Raw genomic sequence first — 21,906 nt, forward strand, 5'->3', positions numbered from 1 at the left:
TGTTTTTTATGTATTTTTATTTCACTTCCAAAAACATATTTCATTTTTGGAGTCTCTCCTATTTTCTTTTTAATAGCAAAAGTTCGTTTTATCTACTCTAATTCGGTAGATAATACCTTATAGATTTCTTTTTAATCGTGAGATTAATTCGAGCTTCTAGATGGATTTAAAATATCATCAAACGATAAACAAAACTAAAAATTACATCAAATAGATTAAGCTAGTTCTACTCGATTTTTCCAACGGCATAATCCATTTCTAATTTTCAGTTTTCAACTAACGCTATTACTAAAGAAGATGACAAAAAAAGCTAAAATTGTCGGTGTTGCTCAAGACGTAGAATTGGTAAACTTTGTGATGCCAAATACGCTGAACAAAAAGTACAAACTAAAATCGTACATTGAAGTATCGGAAACCCGCTCTAACAACAATATTAACACCATTGACTTAGATGATGAAGATCTTGTCGCTATTGAATTTAACGATCAAACCGAATGGATTGGACACCCTGCCGATGTACAAGCTATTTACGATAAAAAAACACTCCATCAGCGATCTACAAATAGTAATGACTATGTTTTTGATACCCAAATTTCAAACGAAGATTCGAGTCGTGGTTACATAAAACGTGCTTTAGTAAAAGTATTTAGCGTGTTTACACCTTCAAAACAAGTTGAAGAAATAGCCATGACAGCTTTGGCTGAATCCTACGACAATAAAATACAACCTCATTCTGGTCTGTATCAAATCGATTCTAATTTCAAAAAATCGAGTTATAAAATCCCAAAAGAAGATACTAAGATACCATTTTTATTATTGTTACACGGTACAATATCCACAACTTTAGACGCCTTTAGTGCTTTAAATAATGATAATGACACGTGGAAATCTATCCATAATATTTATGGAAATCAAATTATTGCTTTGGAACATTTTACGCTTTCGGTAAGTCCGTTACAAAATGCCTTAGATTTTTTAAAAGCCTGTCCAAACACGATTACTATCGATATTTTAAGTCATTCCCGAGGCGGATTAATTGCCGATATTTTAGCTAAATGTGATTATCGAAATACGGTTACAGGTTTTAGTGCACAAGAAATTGAAATTCTGAAAGGCAAAGAAGAACAAGGCAACCGCGAACTTATGGAAGCCATAACAAAAGAAGCTAAACGAAAAAAAATAACGATAAATAGAGTTATTCGAGTTGCGGCTCCCTCTAGTGGCACCACTATTTTATCTCGTAGAATGGATCACTATTTTAATCTTATGCTCAATGCGGTTTCTTTGGCATTTGGTGTTACAAATCCGCTTTACCATACCGTAAAAGCATTTCTACTTGATCTTGTGAGCCAAAAGGAAAATCCTGAAGTTTTACCGGGATTAAATAGTATGATGCCTGAATCGCTTTTTCAAAAAATGCTCAATATATCAGACACCTCTGTAGTGAGTGAACTTTATAATATTTCGGGCGATTCCGAAGTTGGAGGCGTCTCTTTCGACTCCTTAAAAGTGATACTTGCTAATTTATTTTACCTCGAAGCCAACGATTTGGTGGTAGATACCCGCCGCATGTCTCATGGTGTTATTCGTCAAGATGGTATTTACAAATATTTATCGCAAGGCAGCGGAACAAATCATTTTAATTACTTTTCAGATAAAGAATCTAGACTTGCTATTTTACAAGCCTTCCAAGCTAGTAAAGAGATTCCTGCAGAACTCTTTACCAAAGAAACATATAGCGATGCTAATCGTGGTATTTTATTAGATAGGCTTTCCATGGGAGGCATCAGTGTTCGTCCAGAAATAATCACCAGAGACGTTGTTATTTTTATACCCGGCATTATGGGGTCTTCCCTATCTCAAAATAACGAAAGCCAGTGGGTTAACATGCGCGAATTAAATCAAGGCGGTATTCCAAACAACCTAAATATAAATGCTAAAAATGTTGAAGCTAGCGGTGTTATTATAAAATATTACAACGATTTTGTTAACCATTTACTAGAACAATACGATGTAATAACCTTGGAATTTGATTGGAGAAAATCTCTAACAGAAGCTGCCGAAACTTTAAAAAATGAAATTGAAGACATTACCAAAAACCACAAAGTAAAACTTCATATTATAGCACACTCTATGGGTGGTGTAATGGCGCGACAATGTATGATCAACCATGCCGACACCTGGGCTTTATTCAAACAGAATCAATCGAATAAATTCATTATGTTGGGTACACCTTGGTTAGGCTCATACCTCGTTATGGAAGTCCTTACAGGGCATAGCAAACGTGTAAAACAATTAGCTGCTCTCGATTTTAAAAACGACCGAAGCGACCTTTTAAAGGTGTTTTGGAAGTATCCCGGAATTTTTGAATTAATGCCTATTGAAAAAGAAAGCAATCGTCATTTTTGGGATGAAAAATTTTGGCAAGCACTAGACGATCAAGCCAATTTAAAACACATGCCAATTCCAACTTCAGACCCTAAACTACTGGATAAAGATAAAAGGCACAGAGCTACAGACCTAGAGATGCTAAATTCATTTAACGATTATAAAAAGAAAATTTCTTCGTTTTTAGATAATTTAACTGATTCTGATTTTAATAATATCTATTATATCTGTGGCCAATCTGACAAAACTGTTTTCGATTACGAATTAAAAGATCGTTTTTTATCCCAAACCAAAAAACTAGTTTACAAAGCCACTTCACATGGTGATGGCAGTGTAACTTGGGCTACGGGTATCCCAAAACAATTATTAAATAGTAATAACCTTTATTATACACATACCACACATGCCGATTTAGCTAACGAAGATTATATTTTCCAAGGCATTTCCGATATTTTATCAACAGGAAGCACCAACGCCTTAAGTTCTCAAAGACCAAGCACACGAGGGGAAGAAATTATTTCTGAAGTTTACGAATCTTCAGAGCCTATTTCCGATGCTAATGCTGTTATTAACGCCATTTTCGATGTTAAAACAAAAATTAAAACCGAAACAGAATCCTTCAACATTAAAATAATTCATGGCGATTTAAAGGTTGCCTCCTACCCTGTTATGGTGGGACACTTTTTTATGGATCTTATTTTAAGTTCAGAAAAAGCACTCGACGGTTACCTAAATAATCGCTTATCGCAACGTATGAGTATTGGGTATTACCCCGGAAAAGTGGGCGAAAGCGAAGTGTTTTTCAACCTAAACACCCAACCCAGAGGCGCTGTTGTTTGTGGCTTAGGTAGCCCAGATACGTTAACGTCATTTTTACTCTCACAATCGGTGAAACAAGCCGTACTAAAATACGCTATGTTCATGAGAGATAACTACACATTACCACGTGCCAAAAAGTACGCCAAAGGCATGTCGTTTGTTTTAATGGGCATTGGCTACGGCCGTTTACCCATTGAAGAATCTATTAACGGGTTGCTCTTAGGTATTGCTGAAGCTAACAAACACATTAAAGACACCCAAGAAGGTTTACAATGCTTAAAAGATATTGAAATTGTAAATTATTACGAATCTATTGCGAGTCAAGCCTATTTTAGCTTATCCAGATTGCAAAATAAAAATGACGCTCGCATCGCATTTAGGTTACAAAAAGGCATTACAAAACGAACGGGTGCCAAAAAAAGAAATATTTTCCGTCATAATGAATACGAACGTTGGGTAAACCTACATATTGATAGCGTTAAAGACGATGCTTTAGTTTGTGAAACAGACGATGGTATTTCAGGATTCAAATATTATCAATCTAGTGGTTTAGCACGTGTAGAAGAAGAAATGGTAGGTATTGGTTTACACAAAATCAACCATTTACTAAAGGAAATGTCTACAAGTTCTTCATGGGATAGCCGATTATCAAAATCACTTTTCGAAATGTTGGTTCCAAACGATTTCAAAAACACGTTTAGAAACCAAAACAACCTCGTTTTAAAACTCGATAAACATGCCGCACAAATTCCGTGGGAACTTTTGCACGATAGTAAAACCAGCGACACACCAACATCGGTAACTTCTAGTTTTATTAGGCAATTGGTTACAAACGATTCCGTAAGGTTCAATCAAGTTTCTTTAAATAATATAGAAGCTTTCGTAGTTGGTGATCCTATTTATAATCAAAACAATTTACCACAATTACCGGCGGCTAAAATTGAAGCGGAATGGGTGGCGAACACGCTAAAAAAATCGGCCTATCAAGTCAATTCTCTAATAAATTCATCAGCAAAAAACATTATGATGGAATTATTCAGCAAGCATTATAAAATCATGCATTTTGCTGGTCATGGTATTTACGATCCTGAAAATTGCAATGTTGGTATTGCCATAGGAAACGGTATTTGTATCGACCCAGCTATGATAAATCAATTAGGCTATGTCCCCGAATTTGTATTTATAAACTGCTGTTACTCGGGTACTTTGAACGCCCAAGACGAGGCTTATAGCAAAAACAGATACCGCTTAGCTGCCAATATTGGTACACAGCTTATAGAGATGGGTGTAAAAGCCATCATTATTTCGGGTTGGGCTGTAAATGATGGTGCTGCCAAAGTTTTTGCTGAAACATTCTACGGAAAAATGTTTCAAGGTTATGATTTTGGATCGGCTGTAAAACAAGCACGCTTAGCCTGTTTCCAGAAATACCCGAGCTCTAATACTTGGGGCGCTTATCAATGTTACGGTAATCAATTTTATATGTTTAAAAACCGTTCGAAATCCAGTCGCTTTAAAGAGGAATATGTAGTATCATCTCAGGTTCACACTGATTTAGACAATCTATTTATTGCCATTCGAGACAAAAAAGAGGATAGCGCTTCGGCACAACGAAAACTCGATAAATATATAGATCAAGCGCAATCATGTAACTTGTTAGACGCTGTCACCTTAGAAAAAGAAGCTATGATTTATGATGAATTAGACATGTCTGATGTAGCCTATTTAAAATATCAAGACTTATTCGAATTCGACAAAGGCAACTATTCTATAAAAGCGTTAGAACAGTATTGTTTAGTACTTTCTCATCGCTTAGGGAAAGACGTTAAGCCAGAAGACGGCATGACAAAAAAACAAACTATTTCTGCTTATTTAAACGAAATAAAACTTTTAACCCTTGCTGGAAAAAACCCAAGCCGATTAAATATTATAGGAAATGCATACAAACTCTCAGCACGTCACTTTAATACTAAAGACAAAATTGACAAGTTTAAAATGGCTTACAACTCTTATCAAGATGCCTTAATTATTTCTAAAGACAAACATAATGGACAGTATCTTGATGCACTGTCGAACATGATTTACATAGGGTATTTCCTTGAACTTTTAGGTGATGATAAATCTCTATTATCACGATTTAATGAAAATCCAGCTTTTACAAAAGTGACTAATTTAGAAAAACATCTGAATGAATTTTATGAAGAATTAGACGATTATGATAAATCTGACTTAGATATTTCCGTACTTATTGGTATGACAGAAATCAGTTATGCTCTAATGTTAATCAACCCAAAAAACATTAACAAACAAGAGCAAAATATTTTAAAATGGTATCGTCAAATCTTCCATCAAATATACAGTCCGCGTTATATTAAAATTGAGATTTTACAAATAGAATTCTTTATCGATAACATTAAAGATTCTAAAATAAAGAAAAGTCTAACCTATATTAAAAGTGAACTTGAAAAATATTAAATCGGTTTAAACACCTAAAGCTAAAACCTATGAAAACTCCAATAAAAACCGTCATACTTATCAGTTTAAGTTTCATTTTAACCTCCTGTTACTCTGTACGCTTGCGAAGTACGGAAGGCGCTTACCAACCAGACCCGCTTTCAACCAGAACAGATTATTATAGAATGATGGCTGTGGAAGAAGTCTCCGAAGTTATAAAAATAGATGTCGTTTCTAAAGATTTCACTTATTTAATAAAGAAAACCGACGCTTGCAAATCAGGAAAACTGCATACGGTAGAATTCAAAAACACTTTTGGAGGCTCCATGTTAAGCCTCGTTACTTTCGGAAGAAAGCGTAAAATGAAAATTAAATATGTCTGCATGAAACCTTCAAACTAAAACTATGGCAACAACAAAAACACATGCACTAAATGAATGGGACACCCTACATAACAACGGACCATTCCCTTTAAAAACCCTTTACATTACCGAATTGGAAGGCGACGGAAATATGCCTGATAAATTGGATCGATATAACGATGCAGCAAAAGAAATTCAGCGACTAATAAAAGAAACTCACGAAGCCAATCAAGGTTTTAGAGCCTACGGATCGGCTTGGTCTATGAATCATATAGCCAGCCATAAAGACCGTATGCATTACAATGGTTTTATGAATATTCATATGCCCATAGAACCCAAAAATTGCCATACGCACACCAGTTTCGATGCGTCGAATTTATTTTTATTTGAATGTGGCACTACCATCAAACGCGTATCCGAAGTATTATCCGCTCACGGAAAGTCGTTAAAAACAACAGGTGCTAGTAACGGGCAAACCATTGCTGGCTGTATTTCTACTGGCGTTCATGGCTCGGCATTAAATGTAGGTGCTGTTCAAGATTATGTTGTGGGTTTAAATTTAATTATTGGCCCAAACCCGGAGGATATTGTGTATTTGGAGCGCCATACACAACCCGCTTTAAATAACGCTTTCGCGGAAAAAATAAATGCTCGAATCATTAGAAATGACGGTTTATTTAACGCAGCGCTTGTCGGTTTAGGTGCTTTCGGGTTTATCCATGGCATAGTAATCGAAGCCGAACCGCGTTTCCTTTTAAAACGTTACGTCAAAAAGATTGATAAAGATTTAGCCTTAGAACTTGCAGAAACCTTAGATTTTAAAAATTCAGCATTTAAAATCCCTGAAGAAACCTCCGCCGATGGTTCAGGAAACACACCTTATCATTATAAAGTGTTTATAAACCAGTACAGCAAAGAGCCTAAATACGTAGTGGAATTGATGTATAAAAAACCATACCACCCCAATTATGCCGATCCTTTCCCAATAATAAAACAATCGCTTTATCGCGATTTAATTTACCTCTTCACAAAAATGGCCGAGAATTTCCCAAAAAGTATTCCGTGGCTCGTAAAACGCTTGCGCAAATCTATTTTACCTACCGTAGACGACACTCTAACTGGTACTTTACCAGAAATATTTTGGGACGCCCCTTATCAAGGTCCTGCTTTTGCTTGTTCCGTAGGCGTAAACCATACCGATTCGGCAAAAGCCTTAAAAGTACTTGCCGATTTAACCAATAACGAAGGCCCTATTCCTGGTATTTTCGCAATGCGCTTTGTAAAACAAACAAAAGCAACTTTGGGTTTTACAAAATTCCCTATAACCTGTATGCTCGAAATTGATGGCGTATTATGGAAGAAAACTAAAAAAATAATGAGTTTAAATGAATATTCCAAACGTATCATTGAAGTTTTAAAAGCTAATAATATTCCCTTTACCATCCACTGGGGCAAAGCGAGCGATTGGGCTTTTCCAGGTTTAGTCAATCATATGTATGGTGAAAATGCTGTTAAAACCTGGAAACAACACCGGCATGCTTTATTATCTGAAAATATGGCGAAATTATTTTCGAACGATTTTTTAGCAAACACAGGTTTAGCAGAAAAAGACATCAACCAAGACAATGATTTCCCTACTGACGAAGAATTAATCGCATCATTATAATCATGCTTAACCTTATTAAAATATAATAATTATGACTAATGAACAAACCCGTTTTCCGTATAAGACATTAATTTGGGCAGTACTAGCTGCTATATCTATTTTTCTATTTAAACCACAAATAGGAGACTTATTAACTGGTGCGGAACACATTAATGTATTTGGTATTGAAATAAAAACAAACAAAGAACAGGCCATTAAATTGAAAGACTCCATACATCAGTTTGAAGTTCAAATTGCCAGTTTATCCACTCAAATTAACACCCAACAAGATCAAATACAAGAATTAGACAAGTTGAGTTCTAAACTGAAAAACGATTTAGCCGAATGTCCAAAAGCAAGTGACAATGTACTGAAATATAACGCTCAATTAAGCACCCTATTTAAAGCCAGTAAAGCTCTAAAAACGCAATCTGATGATTTAAAAGATGTAAAAATATTAAAAATGAGTCCTGTATTAAATAAAGTAAAATAAGCTTTATTTGAAGTGGCCCTTGCTAAGGGTGCGATATTCTGAATAAATATTTTAAAAAAAATCCCGTTTCGAACAAAATAAAATATTTTTTTATTGGAAACGGGATTCGTAATCTATGTAGTAACAATTAAAATGTCAACCTATGCTTTCACCGGAATCTCTTTTAAAATCTGTAATACAAATTCCCAGTATTTTTGAGCTGAAGAAATTTGAGCACGTTCATCAGGAGAGTGTGCACCTTTAATGGTTGGTCCAAAACTAATCATATCCATCTCTGGATAGTTTGTTCCTAAAATACCACATTCTAAACCAGCGTGACATGCTGCTACGTGTGCTTTTTCGTTATGTAATTCTTGGTAAATTCTATCTAAAACTTTTAAAATAGCCGAATCCATATTTGGAGCCCAACCAGGATAATCACCAGTACATGCAACCTCGCAACCTGTAAGCTCAAAAGTAGAACGCAACATGTTTGCTAAATCCCATTTAGAACTTTCCACAGAAGAACGTGTTAAACATCCAATTTTAACATGGCCGTCTTTTACAATAACACGTGCCAAGTTATTTGATGTTTCTACCAAGTCCGGAATATCAGCACTCATACGGTAAACCCCATTACAAGCCGCATAAATAGCTCGAGTTAAACCTTCTTGAACACCTAAATCCATGATTTTTTCAGGAGTGTCTATTTTAGAAATTACAATCTCTAAATTTGGTTCCATCGTTTTTAATTCGGCTTGTAGCGTCTCGGTTTGTTGTTTTGTTTCTAAAAGAAAAGCTTCTTCGTGAATGGCATCAATAGCAACAATGGCGTTACTTTCTCTTGGAATAGCATTACGTAAACTTCCGCCATCAATTTCTGAAATTCGTAAACCGAAATTTTCAAAACCATCGAATAATACACGGTTCATTATTTTATTAGCATTACCTAAACCTTCGTGAATTTGCATTCCCGAATGCCCACCTTGCAATCCTTTTACAGTAATTTTATAACCTATTTTAAATTCTGGAGTTTCTTCTTGCTCGTAAGTACGTGTTGCAGTAACATCGATTCCTCCGGCACAACCTACGCCAATTTCGTCATCTTCTTCGGTATCTAAATTTAATAGAATACCACCAGAAAGCAAGCCGCCTTTTAAGCCTTTAGCTCCCGTCATTCCCGTTTCTTCATCTATAGTGAATAAAGCTTCTATAGCCGGATGTGGAATATCGGTACTTTCTAAAAGCGCCATAATCGTGGCAACGCCTAAACCATTATCGGCACCTAAAGTGGTTCCTTTTGCACGAACCCAATCACCATCGACATACATTTGAATACCTTGCGTATCGAAATCGAATTCGGTGTCGTTATTTTTTTGGTGAACCATATCTAAATGCGATTGCATCACAACAGTAGTTCTATTTTCCATGCCTGCAGTAGCTGGTTTTTTGATGATAACGTTACCTACTTCGTCTTCTATAGTTTCAAAACCAAGTTTTGCACCAAAGTCTTTCATAAAAGCAATAACACGTTCTTCTTTTTTTGAAGGTCGTGGTACAGCATTTAAGTCGGCAAATTTATTCCAAAGCTGTTTAGGTTCTAAATTTCTTATTTCTGAGCTCATTTTGTTTACATTTTAATGCAAAGTTAGCAAAAATACACAGATATTGGTAGCTACTCCTGATTGATGTGGTATCCTTTTTTTTGAATGCCTATAATTTGTTAAAAGTCTAAGTGAACATTTTAAGATTAACTTTAATTTAAAAAGATATAAGTGTAATAAAAAAAAGATATAACGGAAAGCAGGAAGAAACCTTTATGGACAAGAAATAGCCTCTAGGTGCTAATTTTTATTATTTTTGATTTATGCTTAAAAACAAGAAAACGATTATGGCATTGCTGTTAATTCCGCAATATTTTTTCGTGAAATTATTAGAAGATTATCCGCAATTTGTGGAAACGTATTACAGTAATGGTCTGTATGTTTACGTGTCTAAAATGTTTCGTTTTACGTTGGGTTGGTTGCCTTTTTCGTTTGGTGATTTAGTGTATGCAGCAGCTGGTTTTTATATTTTAAGATGGTTTTATTTGAATATAAAACGACTAAAAAGTGATACAAAACAGTGGTTTGCTGATGTTTTTTCGGTGGTTTCGATGCTGTATTTTGCGTTTCATTTATTTTGGGGTTTTAATTATTACCGATTGCCGCTGTATAAAAGTTTGAATTTGGAGCCGGAATATTCAACAGAACAACTTGTAAAAGTAACCGAGAATTTAATTTTAGAGGCAAACAATTTACATTTAAAAATAACCAAAAACGATACGACTAAAGTAACCATGCCTTTTAGTAAATCGGATATTTTAAAGTTGGCACCAGATGGTTATGAGGGCTTAAAAAAAACGTTTCCCAATTGGGAATACACGCCGCGAAGTGTTAAAAAATCGCTATTTAGTTACCCATTAACCTACATGGGTTTTAGCGGGTATTTGAATCCGTTAACAAACGAAGCACAAGTAAACGCTGTAATTCCAACCATTAAACTGGCTACAACGGCCACGCATGAAATGGCACATCAATTAGGTTTTGCTGCAGAAAATGAAGCTAATTTTATTGGCTGTTTGGCGGCTATTAATCATGAAAACATATATTTTAATTATTGTGGTTACACCTTTGGTTTGCGCTATTGTTTAAATGAAATTTACAGACGTAACCCCGATTTACATAAGCAATTGATGGGCACTATAAATGTTGGAGTTTTGAAGAATTACGAAGAAGTACGCTTATTTTGGGACGCGCATCAAAACCCTACGGAACCTGTTTTCAAAAGTTTTTATAGTGGCTTTTTAAAAGCTAACAAACAGGTAAAAGGCATGGAAAGCTATAGTTACGTGGTGGCTTTGCTTGTTAATTATTTTGAAGAAAAATAAGACACTTTTAAATATTAACTTTTTTTTAAGTGTCGCACCTGCCTATGTAGTTAGATATTCTTACTTTTATGAGAAACTAACAGCTTATATTTATGTTTAAAAACGTTCTAGGAATCTTGAGCTTCTTTTGCTACAGTTGCCTTTTTGGCCAAGATTACTTCCCGAAAAATGATGGTGTAACCACGACCAACACCAATTACACAGCATTCACTAATGCAAAAATCCATATTTCTAGCAGTCATATTATTAACAAAGGCACACTGCTAATAAAAGATGGTAAAGTAGTAGCCTCAGGAACCGAGGTTAGTATACCGAAAAACAGCAAAATTATTAATATTGAAGGCAAAAGTATTTACCCTTCCTTTATTGATATGTATTCGGATTTTGGTATTGAAAAACCCAAACGAGAAACCGGTAACAGAAGTGCATCCCCACAATATGACGCCAGTAGAACGGGCTATTACTGGAACGACCATGTGATGCCAGAAAACCAAGCGCTTTCACAATTTAAGTTTGATGCTAAAAAAGCTAAAGATTTATTAGAAGCCGGGTTTGGAGTAGTTAACACCCACATTCAAGATGGTATTCATCGAGGAACCGGCACACTAGTTGCTTTAAACAGTCAAGCTGGAAATGAAACACGTATTCTTAAAGAGAAATCGGCACAATACCTGTCTTTTTCTAAAAGTGCATTATCTCGACAGTCTTATCCAAGTTCGCTCATGGGCAGCATGGCATTACTTCGCCAATTTTATCTCGATGCAGAATGGTATAAAAAAGGACTCAGTAAAACGAAAGATTTATCTATTGAAGCCTTAAATAGAAACCAGAATTTAATTCAAATTTTTGACGCAGGAAACAAAGCCAATGCACTAAGAGCCGATCTTGTTGGCGACCAATTTGGTATTCAATATGTTATTTTAGGTGGTGGTGATGAGTATGAGCGTATTGCCGATATAAAAAACACCAACGCCTCATTTATACTTCCTATAAATTTTCAAGATGCTTATGATGTTGAAAATAGTTTTTTAACAAATTCACTAGCGCTTAGCGATATGAGAGCGTGGAGTCAAGAACCTACAAACCCGAAGGTTTTTGCCGAAAACAACATCGATTTTGCTTTAACAACGCATACTTTAAAATCGCCAAGTGAGTTTAAAGACAAGTTAATACAAGCTATTGACAATGGACTTTCTAAAGAAAAAGCACTCGAAGCATTAACCACTATCCCGGCCAAATTACTGGGTCTACCATCAGAAATAGGGACGCTTACAAATGGTGCTTACGCTAACTTTTTAATTACTTCGGGAGATGTTTTTGATAAGAAAACAAAACTCTTTGAAAATTGGGTGCAAGGCGAGCAACACATGGTTACCAACATGAACACTAAAGATATTAGTGGTGATTATGAATTTAGCTTAGCCAATACAGTTTACAAGATGACGCTATCGGGAGATAGCAAAAAACTTAAATCTAAAGTGACGAGCGAAAGCAAAACTTTAGGCTCTAAAGTAAGTTATGATAATGATTGGCTTCAACTTTCATTAACCGCGATAGATTCTACTTCGGAAGGCTTTACCCGAGTTATGGCTCAGGTTGAAAACAATGCATCACTTAAAGGAAAAGCAATTTTACCTAATGGCGCAGAAACTGTTTTTTTAGCCACAAAAAATAAAAAAACAAAAACAGATTCCGAAGAAAAAGATGAAAAAAAGGCAGATTCGACAAAAACCATTGCCGCTATAACGTACCCCAATACGGCTTACGGATTTAAAACCCTCCCAAAACAAGAAACATTACTTTTTAAAAACGCGACGGTTTGGACTAACGAAGCCGATGGTATTTTAAAAAACACCGATGTGCTTATTAAAAATGGTAAAATAATTAAAATTGGCAACAACCTTAGCGATACAAAAGCTGAAATCATTGATGCTACCGGCAAGCATTTAACCGCTGGTATTATTGACGAGCACTCGCATGTTGCTGCAGCTTCAGTTAACGAAGGCGGTCAAAACTCATCGGCCGAAGTAAGTATGGAAGATGTTATCGATGATGAAGATATTGGTATTTATCGCAACCTAGCTGGTGGTGTAACATCTATGCAAATATTGCACGGTTCGGCAAATCCAATCGGTGGGCGTTCGGCTATTATAAAATTAAAATGGGGCGAATCGGCCAATAATTTAATTTATAACGATTCTCCTAAATTTATAAAATTCGCGCTTGGCGAAAATGTAAAACAAACCAGACATACCAACGGCGTGCGTTTTCCGCAAACCAGAATGGGCGTGGAACAACTTTATATTGATTATTTTACCCGAGCAAAAGCCTATAAAGCTTTAAAGAAAAGTGGAAAACCATATAGAAAAGACATCGAAATGGATGTGCTTGTTGAAATTCTGAATAAAGAACGTTTCATTTCTTGTCATTCTTATGTGCAAAGTGAAATTAATATGTTGATGAAAGTTGCGGAACAATTCGACTTCAATATTAATACATTCACCCATATATTAGAAGGTTATAAAGTGGCCGACAAAATGGTAGAACATGGCGTAGGTGGCTCAACCTTTAGCGATTGGTGGGCGTACAAATACGAAGTTAACGATGCCATTCCTTACAATGCTGCCATTATGCACAATGCAGGTGTTACTGTAGCGATTAATAGTGACGACCCTGAAATGTCTAGACGTTTAAATCAAGAAGCAGCTAAAACCATTAAATACGGAGGTATGAGCGAAGAAGACGCTTGGAAGTTCGTAACCTTAAACCCTGCCAAACTATTACATATTGATCATCGTGTGGGAAGTATAAAAGTTGGAAAAGATGCCGATGTGGTATTATGGACCGATCACCCGATGTCTATTTATGCTAAAGCCGAAAAAACCATTATTGAAGGCGTAACTTATTTTGATTTAGAACGCGACAACAAACTGCGTGCCGACATTAAAACAGAGAAAAACGAGTTGATAAACCAAATGCTTAAAGCTAAAAACAAAGGTTTAAAAACACAACCTATTAAGAAAAAGGAAAAAGAAGCAATGCATTGCGATTATGTAGGCAATCAAATTAATTAAAACGAAGACAATGAAATATTTCAATTTATATATCGCGTGTGCCTGCCTCCTATTTTTCGGATCTATACACGCCCAACAAACACCCGCAAAAAAACAAAGCAAAGCCCTATCTATAGAAGGAGCAACCGCCCATTTAGGCAATGGTAAAGTTATTGAAAACGCCCTCATTATGTTTAATGAAGGAAAAATCACTTTTATAGGAAGTGCCCATATGAGAATTGCTCGTATAGGCAAAGTTATCGACGCTAAAGGCAAACATGTTTACCCTGGTTTTATTATTCCGAATTCTACTTTAGGTTTAGTTGAAATTGATGCGGTAAAAGCCAGTGATGACGACTCCGAAATTGGAACTTGGAACCCAAACATTAGAAGTTTAATTGCTTATAATGCCGAATCTAAAGTAGTAGAGTCTATGAGACCAAACGGTGTTTTACTCGGGCAAATAACACCACGTGGCGGGCGTATTTCGGGCACCTCATCTGTAGTACAATTTGATGCTTGGAACTGGGAAGATGCTGCCGTAAAAACCGATGAAGGTATTCATATTAATTGGCCAAGCAACTTTTCCAGAGGACGCAGTTGGCTGGGTGAAGATCCTGGTCTAAAAATGAATAAAGCGTATGCCGACCAAGTTAAAGCCATAGAAGATTATTTTAATAATGCCAAAGCCTATTCCAAAGCAACGCCATCTATAACCAACTTAGCTTACGAAGCGCTTAAAGGTATTTTTGATGGTTCTAAAAAACTATACGTTAATGTGAATGATGAAAAAGGCATTATAGATGCCGTTAACTTTTCTAAAAAGAACAACATTGCAAACACGGTTATCGTTGGTGGTCAAGACGCGTATAAGGTGGCAGACATTTTAACGGCAAACAATATTCCAGTGATATTAAACCGTGTACATTCTAGACCAAACCAAACCGATGATGATTACGATTTACCATATAAAACCGCAAAATTATTAGTAGATCAAGGTGTTATAGTCGCATTACAAGCGAACGGCCAAATGGAGCGCATGAACACAAGAAACCTACCTTTTTATGCAGGTACCACTGTTGCTCATGGTTTAACTAAAGCACAAGCTTTACAATTAATCACTTTAAATCCTGCTAAAATATTAGGCATCGATGCCATGTACGGTTCATTAGAAACGGGTAAAAGTGCGACCTTATTTATAAGTGAAGGCGATGCTTTAGATATGCGCACCAACATCATCTCGCATGCTTTTATAGACGGACGCCTAATTAGTCTAGAAACGCACCAAACAGAGTTATGGAAACGCTATTCCGAGAAACATCAATCCAATTAAACCCCATAAAAAAAGCAAGCTTAACAGCTTGCTTTTTTATTTTATATTTGTTCTTTACTGCAAATTACTTAGCAATTTCAGCTGTTTCTGGAGTTTCAAAAATAGCATTATCTGGAGCTGTTTGAGATAATTTTACATCTGTAAAAACATCTTTTCTTTTGCTTTTTCCTGGGGCATTATTTTCTGTTGTAAAACCTTCCATGCTTTCAACAAGTTCTAAACCATTCACAGTTTGCCAATCTGTGTAACGTCTAAAATGTAATTCCGAACTTTTTTCTTTTGAAAAATAAGTTACAGTATAACCCAACCATGCCATTTTATAAGTCGTTGGATTGTAATAAAGCACATAATCATCTCCTGAAGATTCACCAACACCATTTTCATACGAAATTTTAATTCCTGGATATGTTACACCTTCGAAAGTAATAGACTCTGCATCGCTATAAATAATACCATCATCGGCTAAAACAAAAGGCATCGCGTAGAAATAAAACATTAAATTATAGAAAAAACGAGGATTACCTTTAAAGGCTTTATCGTTTTTACTGTTCAACCAAATATCGTTGCTATTCGCACCAATGGTATGATCTGGCATATCTACTACAATATTTCTATTCTTTAAATTGGTAATAGTCGATACATTTCCATCGTCCTTTACTTGCGTATAAGCTAGTGATTGCATGCTATTCCAAGTCTCTAAACCACCGTGAGCATCAAATACTTTTACTAAAGCTTCTGGATAGTTTTTGGTTGGAGCAGCCGTTTCTTCAGCTGTAGTTTCTGCCTTTACAGTTTCTTTTTTTGTTTCATTTTTACAAGAAAACATTGAAATGGTAAGTAATAATAAAAAAATGTGTTTCATAGTGGTTTTTTAATTTTAACCTAAGTCGTAAATAAGCGCTCAAAATTACATTAAATAAATTATTTTTGTTAAACCTATGATAAAAGAAATTACAAGTATCCAAAATCCGTATATAAAACAACTCTTGTTACTCAAAGAGAAATCTAGAGCACGTAAAAAATCGGGCTTATTTTTAATTGAAGGCGTTCGCGAAATAGAACTCGCTATAAAAGGCGGCTACGTGCTAGACACGATTTTATTTTACCCAGAACTTTTTTCTGAAACGGCACTAAACACGCTAACTACGAGTCAGAATTCAACTATTGAAATCTCTAAAGACGTTTACGAAAAACTTGCTTACCGAAGCACTACGGAAGGTGTTTTAGCCGTTGCCAAACCGAAAAGCCACCTGATAAGTGATTTAAAATTTAACACCCAATCGCCATTAATTCTAATTGCTGAAGCACCGGAAAAACCGGGTAATATTGGTGCTATTTTACGTACTGCCGATGCAGCCAATGCCGATGCTGTAATTATTGCCAATCCCAAAGGCGATTTATACAACCCCAATATTATTCGTTCTAGCGTAGGTTGTGTGTTTACCAATACCATTGCAACCGGTTCTACTACCGAAATTATAACATTTCTAAAAGCCCATAATATTAATATTTACTGTGCTGCGTTGCAAGCTTCGGTAGACTATCATACCCAAGATTTCACAAAAGCCACGGCCCTAGTTGTTGGCACAGAAGCTACCGGCTTAAGTGACGAGTGGCGCGTCAATTCAACCCAAAATATTATTATCCCTATGCAAGGCGAAATCGATTCTATGAATGTTTCCGTTGCCGCAGGAATTCTTATTTTTGAAGCCAAACGCCAACGCGATTTTAAGTAATATCATGGAAACCATAAAACCCTTAATATTAATCCATTTTAAATTTAAAAACTATGCAGAAAACATTACTCTCTTTTTTTATTCTACTAAGCTACTTAGGTTTTTCTCAAAACCCGAATTTAGTTTATAATGGCAATGTAGAATTATTCTCATCACCAACAAGTTCACCATCAGGATGGTCGTCTTCTAGCGATTTTGGAGGTTTTAATCAAAACACTACCGATTTTAGTGAAGGTGCTAGCAGTGTACAATTTAATCCAATGTTTACTGATTTAATGATGTTTACCACAGTGGCCATACCTTTGGAAGCCAATAAAACCTATAACATTAAATACAGCTACAAATTCCTTGGAAATGCGTTTGATACTGACGATAATATTAAATTTCAAATTTACCTAACATCTACCGAAAAGTTTGAAAACTTTGTTAGTATTACAAACAACGAGTGGAACACGGTTGAAGTACAATACACCCCAACCGTATCTGATGCAGATGCAGAAGCTAGTATTACAGTAACTCCAGGAGATTCAGAATACGCTGTATTATTCGACGATATTCAAATTGTGGAAGCGGCTGTATTATCTAACACCGATGTTTCAAAAGAAAAACACATCAATTTAGTCCCCCTTGGCAATAATCAATATCAAATAAAAACAGGGGCAGATACACAAATTTCTAACGTGTCGTTATATTCTATATTAGGCGCCAAGCAAAGGTTATCTCCAGCATCAAAAAGGGATCAAAACTATAATTTAAATCACCTTTCGGCTGGTCTTTATGTTTTTCATATTACAACCAATACCCAACAAATTGCCGAAAAAATATTGATTAAATAATACCTTAATTTAAATTACGAACTATAGCGTTAATGAATTCAACAACCCTTTTTTACATTATAATCGCCTTAATCCTTATCAATTTTATAGTTGATAAAATTTTAGACGCCTTAAATGCGAAGCACTTTAATGATGCACTTCCCGAAGATTTACAAGATGTTTACGATGTAGTGGAATACAAAAAATCGCAGCAGTACAAAGCCACCAACTATAAATTTGGGCTGCTAACATCTACCTTTTCGGTGGTGCTTACTTTAAGTTTTTTATGGTTTGATGGTTTTGAATTCATTGACAATATAGCCCGTAGTTACAGTACAAACCCTATAATTATCGCACTAATATTCTTCGGAATTATTACCGTAGGTAGCGATATACTCACCACACCATTTTCGTATTACAGCACCTTTGTAATTGAAGAAAAATTTGGGTTTAACAAAACCACAAAAGGCACGTTCTTTTTAGATAAACTAAAAGGCTGGCTCATGATGGCCGTTGTTGGCGGTGGTATTTTGGCTTTAATTATTTGGTTTTACCAGCTTACAGGCGACAATTTTTGGCTGTATGCTTGGGGATTAGTTGCTGTTTTCAGTTTGGTTATGAATATGTTTTACTCCAAACTTATTGTGCCACTTTTTAACAAACAAACTCCATTAGAAGCCGGAAGTTTACGCGATAAAATATCGGCATACGCCAGTACGGTAGGTTTTAAAATTGATAAAATATTTGTAATTGATGGCTCTAAACGCAGTACCAAAGCCAATGCTTACTTTTCAGGTTTTGGAAGCGAAAAACGCGTTACGCTTTATGATACTTTAATAAACGATTTAGATGAAGATGAAATTGTTGCTGTGCTTGCCCACGAGGTTGGCCACTATAAAAAGAAACACATCATTTTTAATTTGATAACCTCTATTTTACTCACCGGTTTTACACTTTTTATATTATCGCTTTTTATTTCTAATCCGTTATTATCGGAAGCTTTAGGTGTGCAAATACCAAGTTTCCATATTGGGTTGGTGGCTTTCGGGATGCTCTACGCGCCTATTTCGGAAATTACAGGTTTAATAATGAATATGTTTTCTAGAAAATTTGAATACCAAGCCGACAATTACGCGAAAAACACCTACAAAGCCGACCCCTTAATTACCTCCTTAAAGAAGCTTTCTAAAAACAGTTTAAGTAATTTAACACCGCACCCAGCTTATGTTTTTATGCATTACTCCCACCCGACACTTTTAGAACGTATTGGGAATTTAAAAAAATAAGTCACTCTCTGTTTTTTGTTATTTTGAAGTTAGGGGGAATTGAATACGCTAAGTTGTTAATTTTGATGGCTTTTTGTTTAGATTTATTGTTGAATTTGTAAAAGTTTTTGGCTATTTTCGTTTGAGGTTGGGAGTTACGTTTAAAATGATTACCGCGCCACTAAACCTCATGAGCAATTATAAGAGAACTAAAAAATGCACACAGACTTACCATTAAAAGAAAGCTCTACAGATAAATTAGGAAGACATATTTTTGCTTCTGAAATAGCATCTGGACTAGTCAAATCTTTTAAAGATAATAACGAAAGTATTGTACTTGGAATTAATGGTACTTGGGGCTCAGGAAAATCTACGTTACTTAATTTTATAATAAATGAAGTTGAACAACTTTCATCAGATATAAAACAAGATATAATAGTTTTAAGATTCAACCCTTGGATGTTTTCTGGACAAAAAGAACTACAGTCTGTATTTTTAAGAGAATTAGTTATAAAATTAAAAAACAACTCGGAAAATCTTAAAAATGTTTCAATAAAAATAGCTGAATTTTTAGAATACCTAAACTGGGTTAATTACATTCATTCAGGTGCAGGTGATGCAATAAAATATCTAAGGAACTTTTTTAAGAAGGCAGGCAAGGAAAAAGATCTTAATCAATTAAAAAGTGAAATTGACAACATTCTAATTGAATCAAAAGTAAAATTATATATTACAATTGACGATATAGATAGATTAACACCTTCTGAAATAACTGAAATTTTTCAATTAATAAAATTAAATGGAAACTTTGCAAATACAATTTTCATCTTAGCCTATGACCAAAAGGTAGTTGAAACTGCATTAGAAAATCAGTTTGGTGAAAACGGAAAAAAATATATCGAAAAAATAGTACAAGTTGACTATACTTTACCTTCTATTTCTAAAGAAGATATTTCAAGATTATTTATTGATAATTTAAACGAAATCTTTACTGATGAGAAAATAAATAAAACAATTAAAAGCTTAAATGACTCAATTAAAGAAGAACCTTTCATAGATACTTTCCAATCTTTACGAGATATTTACAGATACAACAATAGTATAAAGCTTCGATTACCATCAATAATTAATGAGCTAAATGTTTTAGATTTTTTATTGATTGAGTCTTTAAGAATATTTAACTCAAAAGCTTATCAATTCATAATTACCAATAAAGATATATTAACATACAAAAACAAAACGTCAGTTAACAATTTCCACTCTATTTCTACCAATGAACAGTCTACAGAAGAGTTTATTGAAAACTCAGAATTTGATTTATTAGTGAAAACAAATTTAAAACGATTATTCTTAATTGACACTTCCTTTTCATTGAATGAAAGTACTGATGAAGAATTAATTCGAGCAAAAAGAGTTGCTAATAGGAATTATTTTGACAGGTATTTTAATCTTCAATTATCTAACTTTGATATTCAAGAAAATGTGTTTGATAACTTCATAAACAAAAATTCGATTAGAGAAAACGAAGAGGTACTGATTCAAATTCACGATAAAGAACAAATATTTCAGTTTTTAAACTGGATAAAAATAAAAAGTAAAAATTCCGAAGAAACTAAACATCAAAAAATAATTGAATCTATTTTAACATTTTCTAAAAACTTATCATATACAAGTGGAATATTCATGGGAGCCGGTTCCGACTTAAGCGTTACCTTACATTACACTTCAGAAATGCTAAGTAATATAATAGAGTTAGATTTAAGAAGAGAAATTATCATAAACCATTTAAAAAACAATCATTGTTTTACTTCATTCCATGTCGCGGACGGAATATTATATGCTAACGAAAAATTAGAAAGTAATCAATTATATTCCAATGATCAATGGCATTACCTATTCAAATACGAAAAAGAGAATGATGCAGTGTTTACTGAAAAAATAATAGAACATAGAAATGCTATTGCAAAAGAACTTTTTGATAAAATTTTAACTGACTCCGACTATTTAGCAGAAGATGAGATTCGCTCGGTTTTAGAGGTTGTTTATAAAAACTATAGAAAACATTACGAAGTAAATTTCCCCAAATTAATAAGTAAAGACACCGAATTAGTGAAGTTTTTATGGTTATCTATTAAGCGGAACAAGATGACTTCAGTGAACATGACTGCTTACCAACTTGCCGATTATCAGTTTTTTCCATGTTTTAACAAGGAAAAAATAAAGGATAGAATAGATAAGTTTAATTTAGACAACTTTGATGAAAACGAAAATAAAGTAATAGCACTATTTCAAAATGCCTACTCAGATGGTTTCATCGATAAAAAATATTACGATATAGAAACACTTAATGAAATAATGAGATAATCCCACCCCCCCAGCCCAACCCCGCGTTAACGATTAAACGGTTTGTTTGAAATCCTTTTTGCCTTTTTCGGCAACAAGATTGAGTAGTGAAAGCGTGTTAAAACGCCCAAAAAATTGAATATCCAAAAATTTGATTACCTTTGCAGCTTGAAACTCGGGAAAAATCGAGTTTATATTCCTCAGAGAGAGGATGTGTTACTGGAAGTTTAAGGTTAAGTATGTCGATTCGCTTTCTTATGTAACACCACATAACAAAATCGAATACTTATAC

The 21,906-nt window shown here is 34.8% G+C and carries 13 protein-coding genes; 11 read left to right on the forward strand and 2 right to left on the reverse strand.

The window, feature by feature from the left end:
- The first annotated feature begins 297 nt into the window (after window positions 1–297).
- Genes QWY92_RS09660 through QWY92_RS09675 form a run of 4 tightly spaced genes read left to right on the forward strand, consistent with a single transcriptional unit; the run spans window position 298 to window position 8,161 of the window.
- Entirely contained in the window at window positions 298–5,682 is a 5,385-nt protein-coding gene (locus QWY92_RS09660; protein ID WP_290270708.1) for a DUF7379 domain-containing protein, read from the forward strand.
- Window positions 5,683–5,711: 29 nt separating this feature from the next.
- Window positions 5,712–6,062 (forward strand): hypothetical protein, encoded by a 351-nt coding sequence (locus QWY92_RS09665; protein ID WP_290270710.1) that lies wholly within the window; start codon window positions 5,712–5,714, stop codon window positions 6,060–6,062.
- A 4-nt stretch (window positions 6,063–6,066) separates the two neighbouring features.
- Window positions 6,067–7,689, forward strand: coding sequence for an FAD-binding protein (locus QWY92_RS09670; RefSeq protein ID WP_290270712.1), 1,623 nt, complete (start codon window positions 6,067–6,069; stop codon window positions 7,687–7,689).
- Between the two features lie 31 nt (window positions 7,690–7,720).
- On the forward strand, window positions 7,721–8,161 hold the full coding sequence (locus tag QWY92_RS09675) for a hypothetical protein (RefSeq protein ID WP_290270714.1): 441 nt from the start codon (window positions 7,721–7,723) through the stop codon (window positions 8,159–8,161).
- 140 nt (window positions 8,162–8,301) lie between these two features.
- On the opposite strand, the gene QWY92_RS09680 is transcribed toward QWY92_RS09675, so the two are convergent.
- A complete protein-coding gene (locus QWY92_RS09680; protein WP_290270716.1) occupies window positions 8,302–9,765 on the reverse strand; it encodes an aminoacyl-histidine dipeptidase in 1,464 nt (487 codons plus the stop codon).
- Between the two features lie 266 nt (window positions 9,766–10,031).
- Between QWY92_RS09680 and QWY92_RS09685 the strand changes: the two genes are divergently transcribed.
- The 3 genes from QWY92_RS09685 (at window position 10,032) to QWY92_RS09695 (ending at window position 15,455) form a co-directional block, all read left to right on the forward strand.
- Entirely contained in the window at window positions 10,032–11,069 is a 1,038-nt protein-coding gene (locus QWY92_RS09685) for a DUF3810 domain-containing protein (protein WP_290270718.1), read from the forward strand.
- Between the two features lie 92 nt (window positions 11,070–11,161).
- Complete coding sequence (locus tag QWY92_RS09690; protein ID WP_290270719.1) at window positions 11,162–14,143, forward strand: amidohydrolase family protein; 2,982 nt, start codon at window positions 11,162–11,164, stop codon at window positions 14,141–14,143.
- Window positions 14,144–14,153: 10 nt separating this feature from the next.
- The gene (locus QWY92_RS09695) at window positions 14,154–15,455 is read left to right on the forward strand and encodes an amidohydrolase family protein (protein WP_290270721.1); all 1,302 of its coding nucleotides are present in this window, start codon (window positions 14,154–14,156) and stop codon (window positions 15,453–15,455) included.
- A gap of 64 nt (window positions 15,456–15,519) precedes the next feature.
- Here the strand turns inward: QWY92_RS09695 and QWY92_RS09700 are convergent, their stop codons facing one another.
- Window positions 15,520–16,317, reverse strand: a complete 798-nt coding sequence (locus QWY92_RS09700) for a DUF6503 family protein (RefSeq protein WP_290270722.1) — start codon at window positions 16,315–16,317, stop codon at window positions 15,520–15,522.
- Between the two features lie 76 nt (window positions 16,318–16,393).
- Here QWY92_RS09700 and QWY92_RS09705 point away from each other — a divergent pair, with 76 nt between their 5' ends.
- The 4 genes from QWY92_RS09705 (at window position 16,394) to QWY92_RS09720 (ending at window position 21,635) form a co-directional block, all read left to right on the forward strand.
- The gene (locus QWY92_RS09705) at window positions 16,394–17,191 is read left to right on the forward strand and encodes a TrmH family RNA methyltransferase (RefSeq protein ID WP_290270723.1); all 798 of its coding nucleotides are present in this window, start codon (window positions 16,394–16,396) and stop codon (window positions 17,189–17,191) included.
- Window positions 17,192–17,244: 53 nt separating this feature from the next.
- The gene (locus tag QWY92_RS09710) at window positions 17,245–18,027 is read left to right on the forward strand and encodes a T9SS type A sorting domain-containing protein (RefSeq protein WP_290270724.1); all 783 of its coding nucleotides are present in this window, start codon (window positions 17,245–17,247) and stop codon (window positions 18,025–18,027) included.
- Window positions 18,028–18,059: 32 nt separating this feature from the next.
- Entirely contained in the window at window positions 18,060–19,292 is a 1,233-nt protein-coding gene (locus QWY92_RS09715) for a M48 family metallopeptidase (protein WP_290270726.1), read from the forward strand.
- Window positions 19,293–19,487: 195 nt separating this feature from the next.
- Window positions 19,488–21,635 carry a KAP family P-loop NTPase fold protein gene (locus QWY92_RS09720; protein WP_290270729.1) on the forward strand — a complete coding sequence of 716 codons (2,148 nt, stop codon included), beginning with the start codon at window positions 19,488–19,490 and terminating at the stop codon, window positions 21,633–21,635.
- Window positions 21,636–21,906 lie beyond the last annotated feature (271 nt).

The sequence above is a fragment of the Algibacter miyuki genome (assembly GCF_030409805.1).
Classification (GTDB): domain Bacteria; phylum Bacteroidota; class Bacteroidia; order Flavobacteriales; family Flavobacteriaceae; genus Algibacter; species Algibacter miyuki.

Excerpts from the sequence above, each read along its gene's own strand:
- QWY92_RS09675 (WP_290270714.1), top strand. The coding sequence starts at position 7,721 with ATGACTAATGAACAAACCCGTTTTCCGTATAAGACATTAATTTGGGCA.
- QWY92_RS09685 (WP_290270718.1), top strand. The coding sequence starts at position 10,032 with ATGGCATTGCTGTTAATTCCGCAATATTTTTTCGTGAAATTATTAGAA.
- QWY92_RS09710 (WP_290270724.1), top strand. The coding sequence starts at position 17,245 with ATGCAGAAAACATTACTCTCTTTTTTTATTCTACTAAGCTACTTAGGT.
- QWY92_RS09670 (WP_290270712.1), top strand. The coding sequence starts at position 6,067 with ATGGCAACAACAAAAACACATGCACTAAATGAATGGGACACCCTACAT.
- QWY92_RS09695 (WP_290270721.1), top strand. The coding sequence starts at position 14,154 with ATGAAATATTTCAATTTATATATCGCGTGTGCCTGCCTCCTATTTTTC.
- QWY92_RS09700 (WP_290270722.1), bottom strand. The coding sequence starts at position 16,317 with ATGAAACACATTTTTTTATTATTACTTACCATTTCAATGTTTTCTTGT.
- QWY92_RS09680 (WP_290270716.1), bottom strand. The coding sequence starts at position 9,765 with ATGAGCTCAGAAATAAGAAATTTAGAACCTAAACAGCTTTGGAATAAA.
- QWY92_RS09665 (WP_290270710.1), top strand. The coding sequence starts at position 5,712 with ATGAAAACTCCAATAAAAACCGTCATACTTATCAGTTTAAGTTTCATT.
- QWY92_RS09690 (WP_290270719.1), top strand. The coding sequence starts at position 11,162 with ATGTTTAAAAACGTTCTAGGAATCTTGAGCTTCTTTTGCTACAGTTGC.
- QWY92_RS09660 (WP_290270708.1), top strand. The coding sequence starts at position 298 with ATGACAAAAAAAGCTAAAATTGTCGGTGTTGCTCAAGACGTAGAATTG.
- QWY92_RS09720 (WP_290270729.1), top strand. The coding sequence starts at position 19,488 with ATGCACACAGACTTACCATTAAAAGAAAGCTCTACAGATAAATTAGGA.
- QWY92_RS09715 (WP_290270726.1), top strand. The coding sequence starts at position 18,060 with ATGAATTCAACAACCCTTTTTTACATTATAATCGCCTTAATCCTTATC.
- QWY92_RS09705 (WP_290270723.1), top strand. The coding sequence starts at position 16,394 with ATGATAAAAGAAATTACAAGTATCCAAAATCCGTATATAAAACAACTC.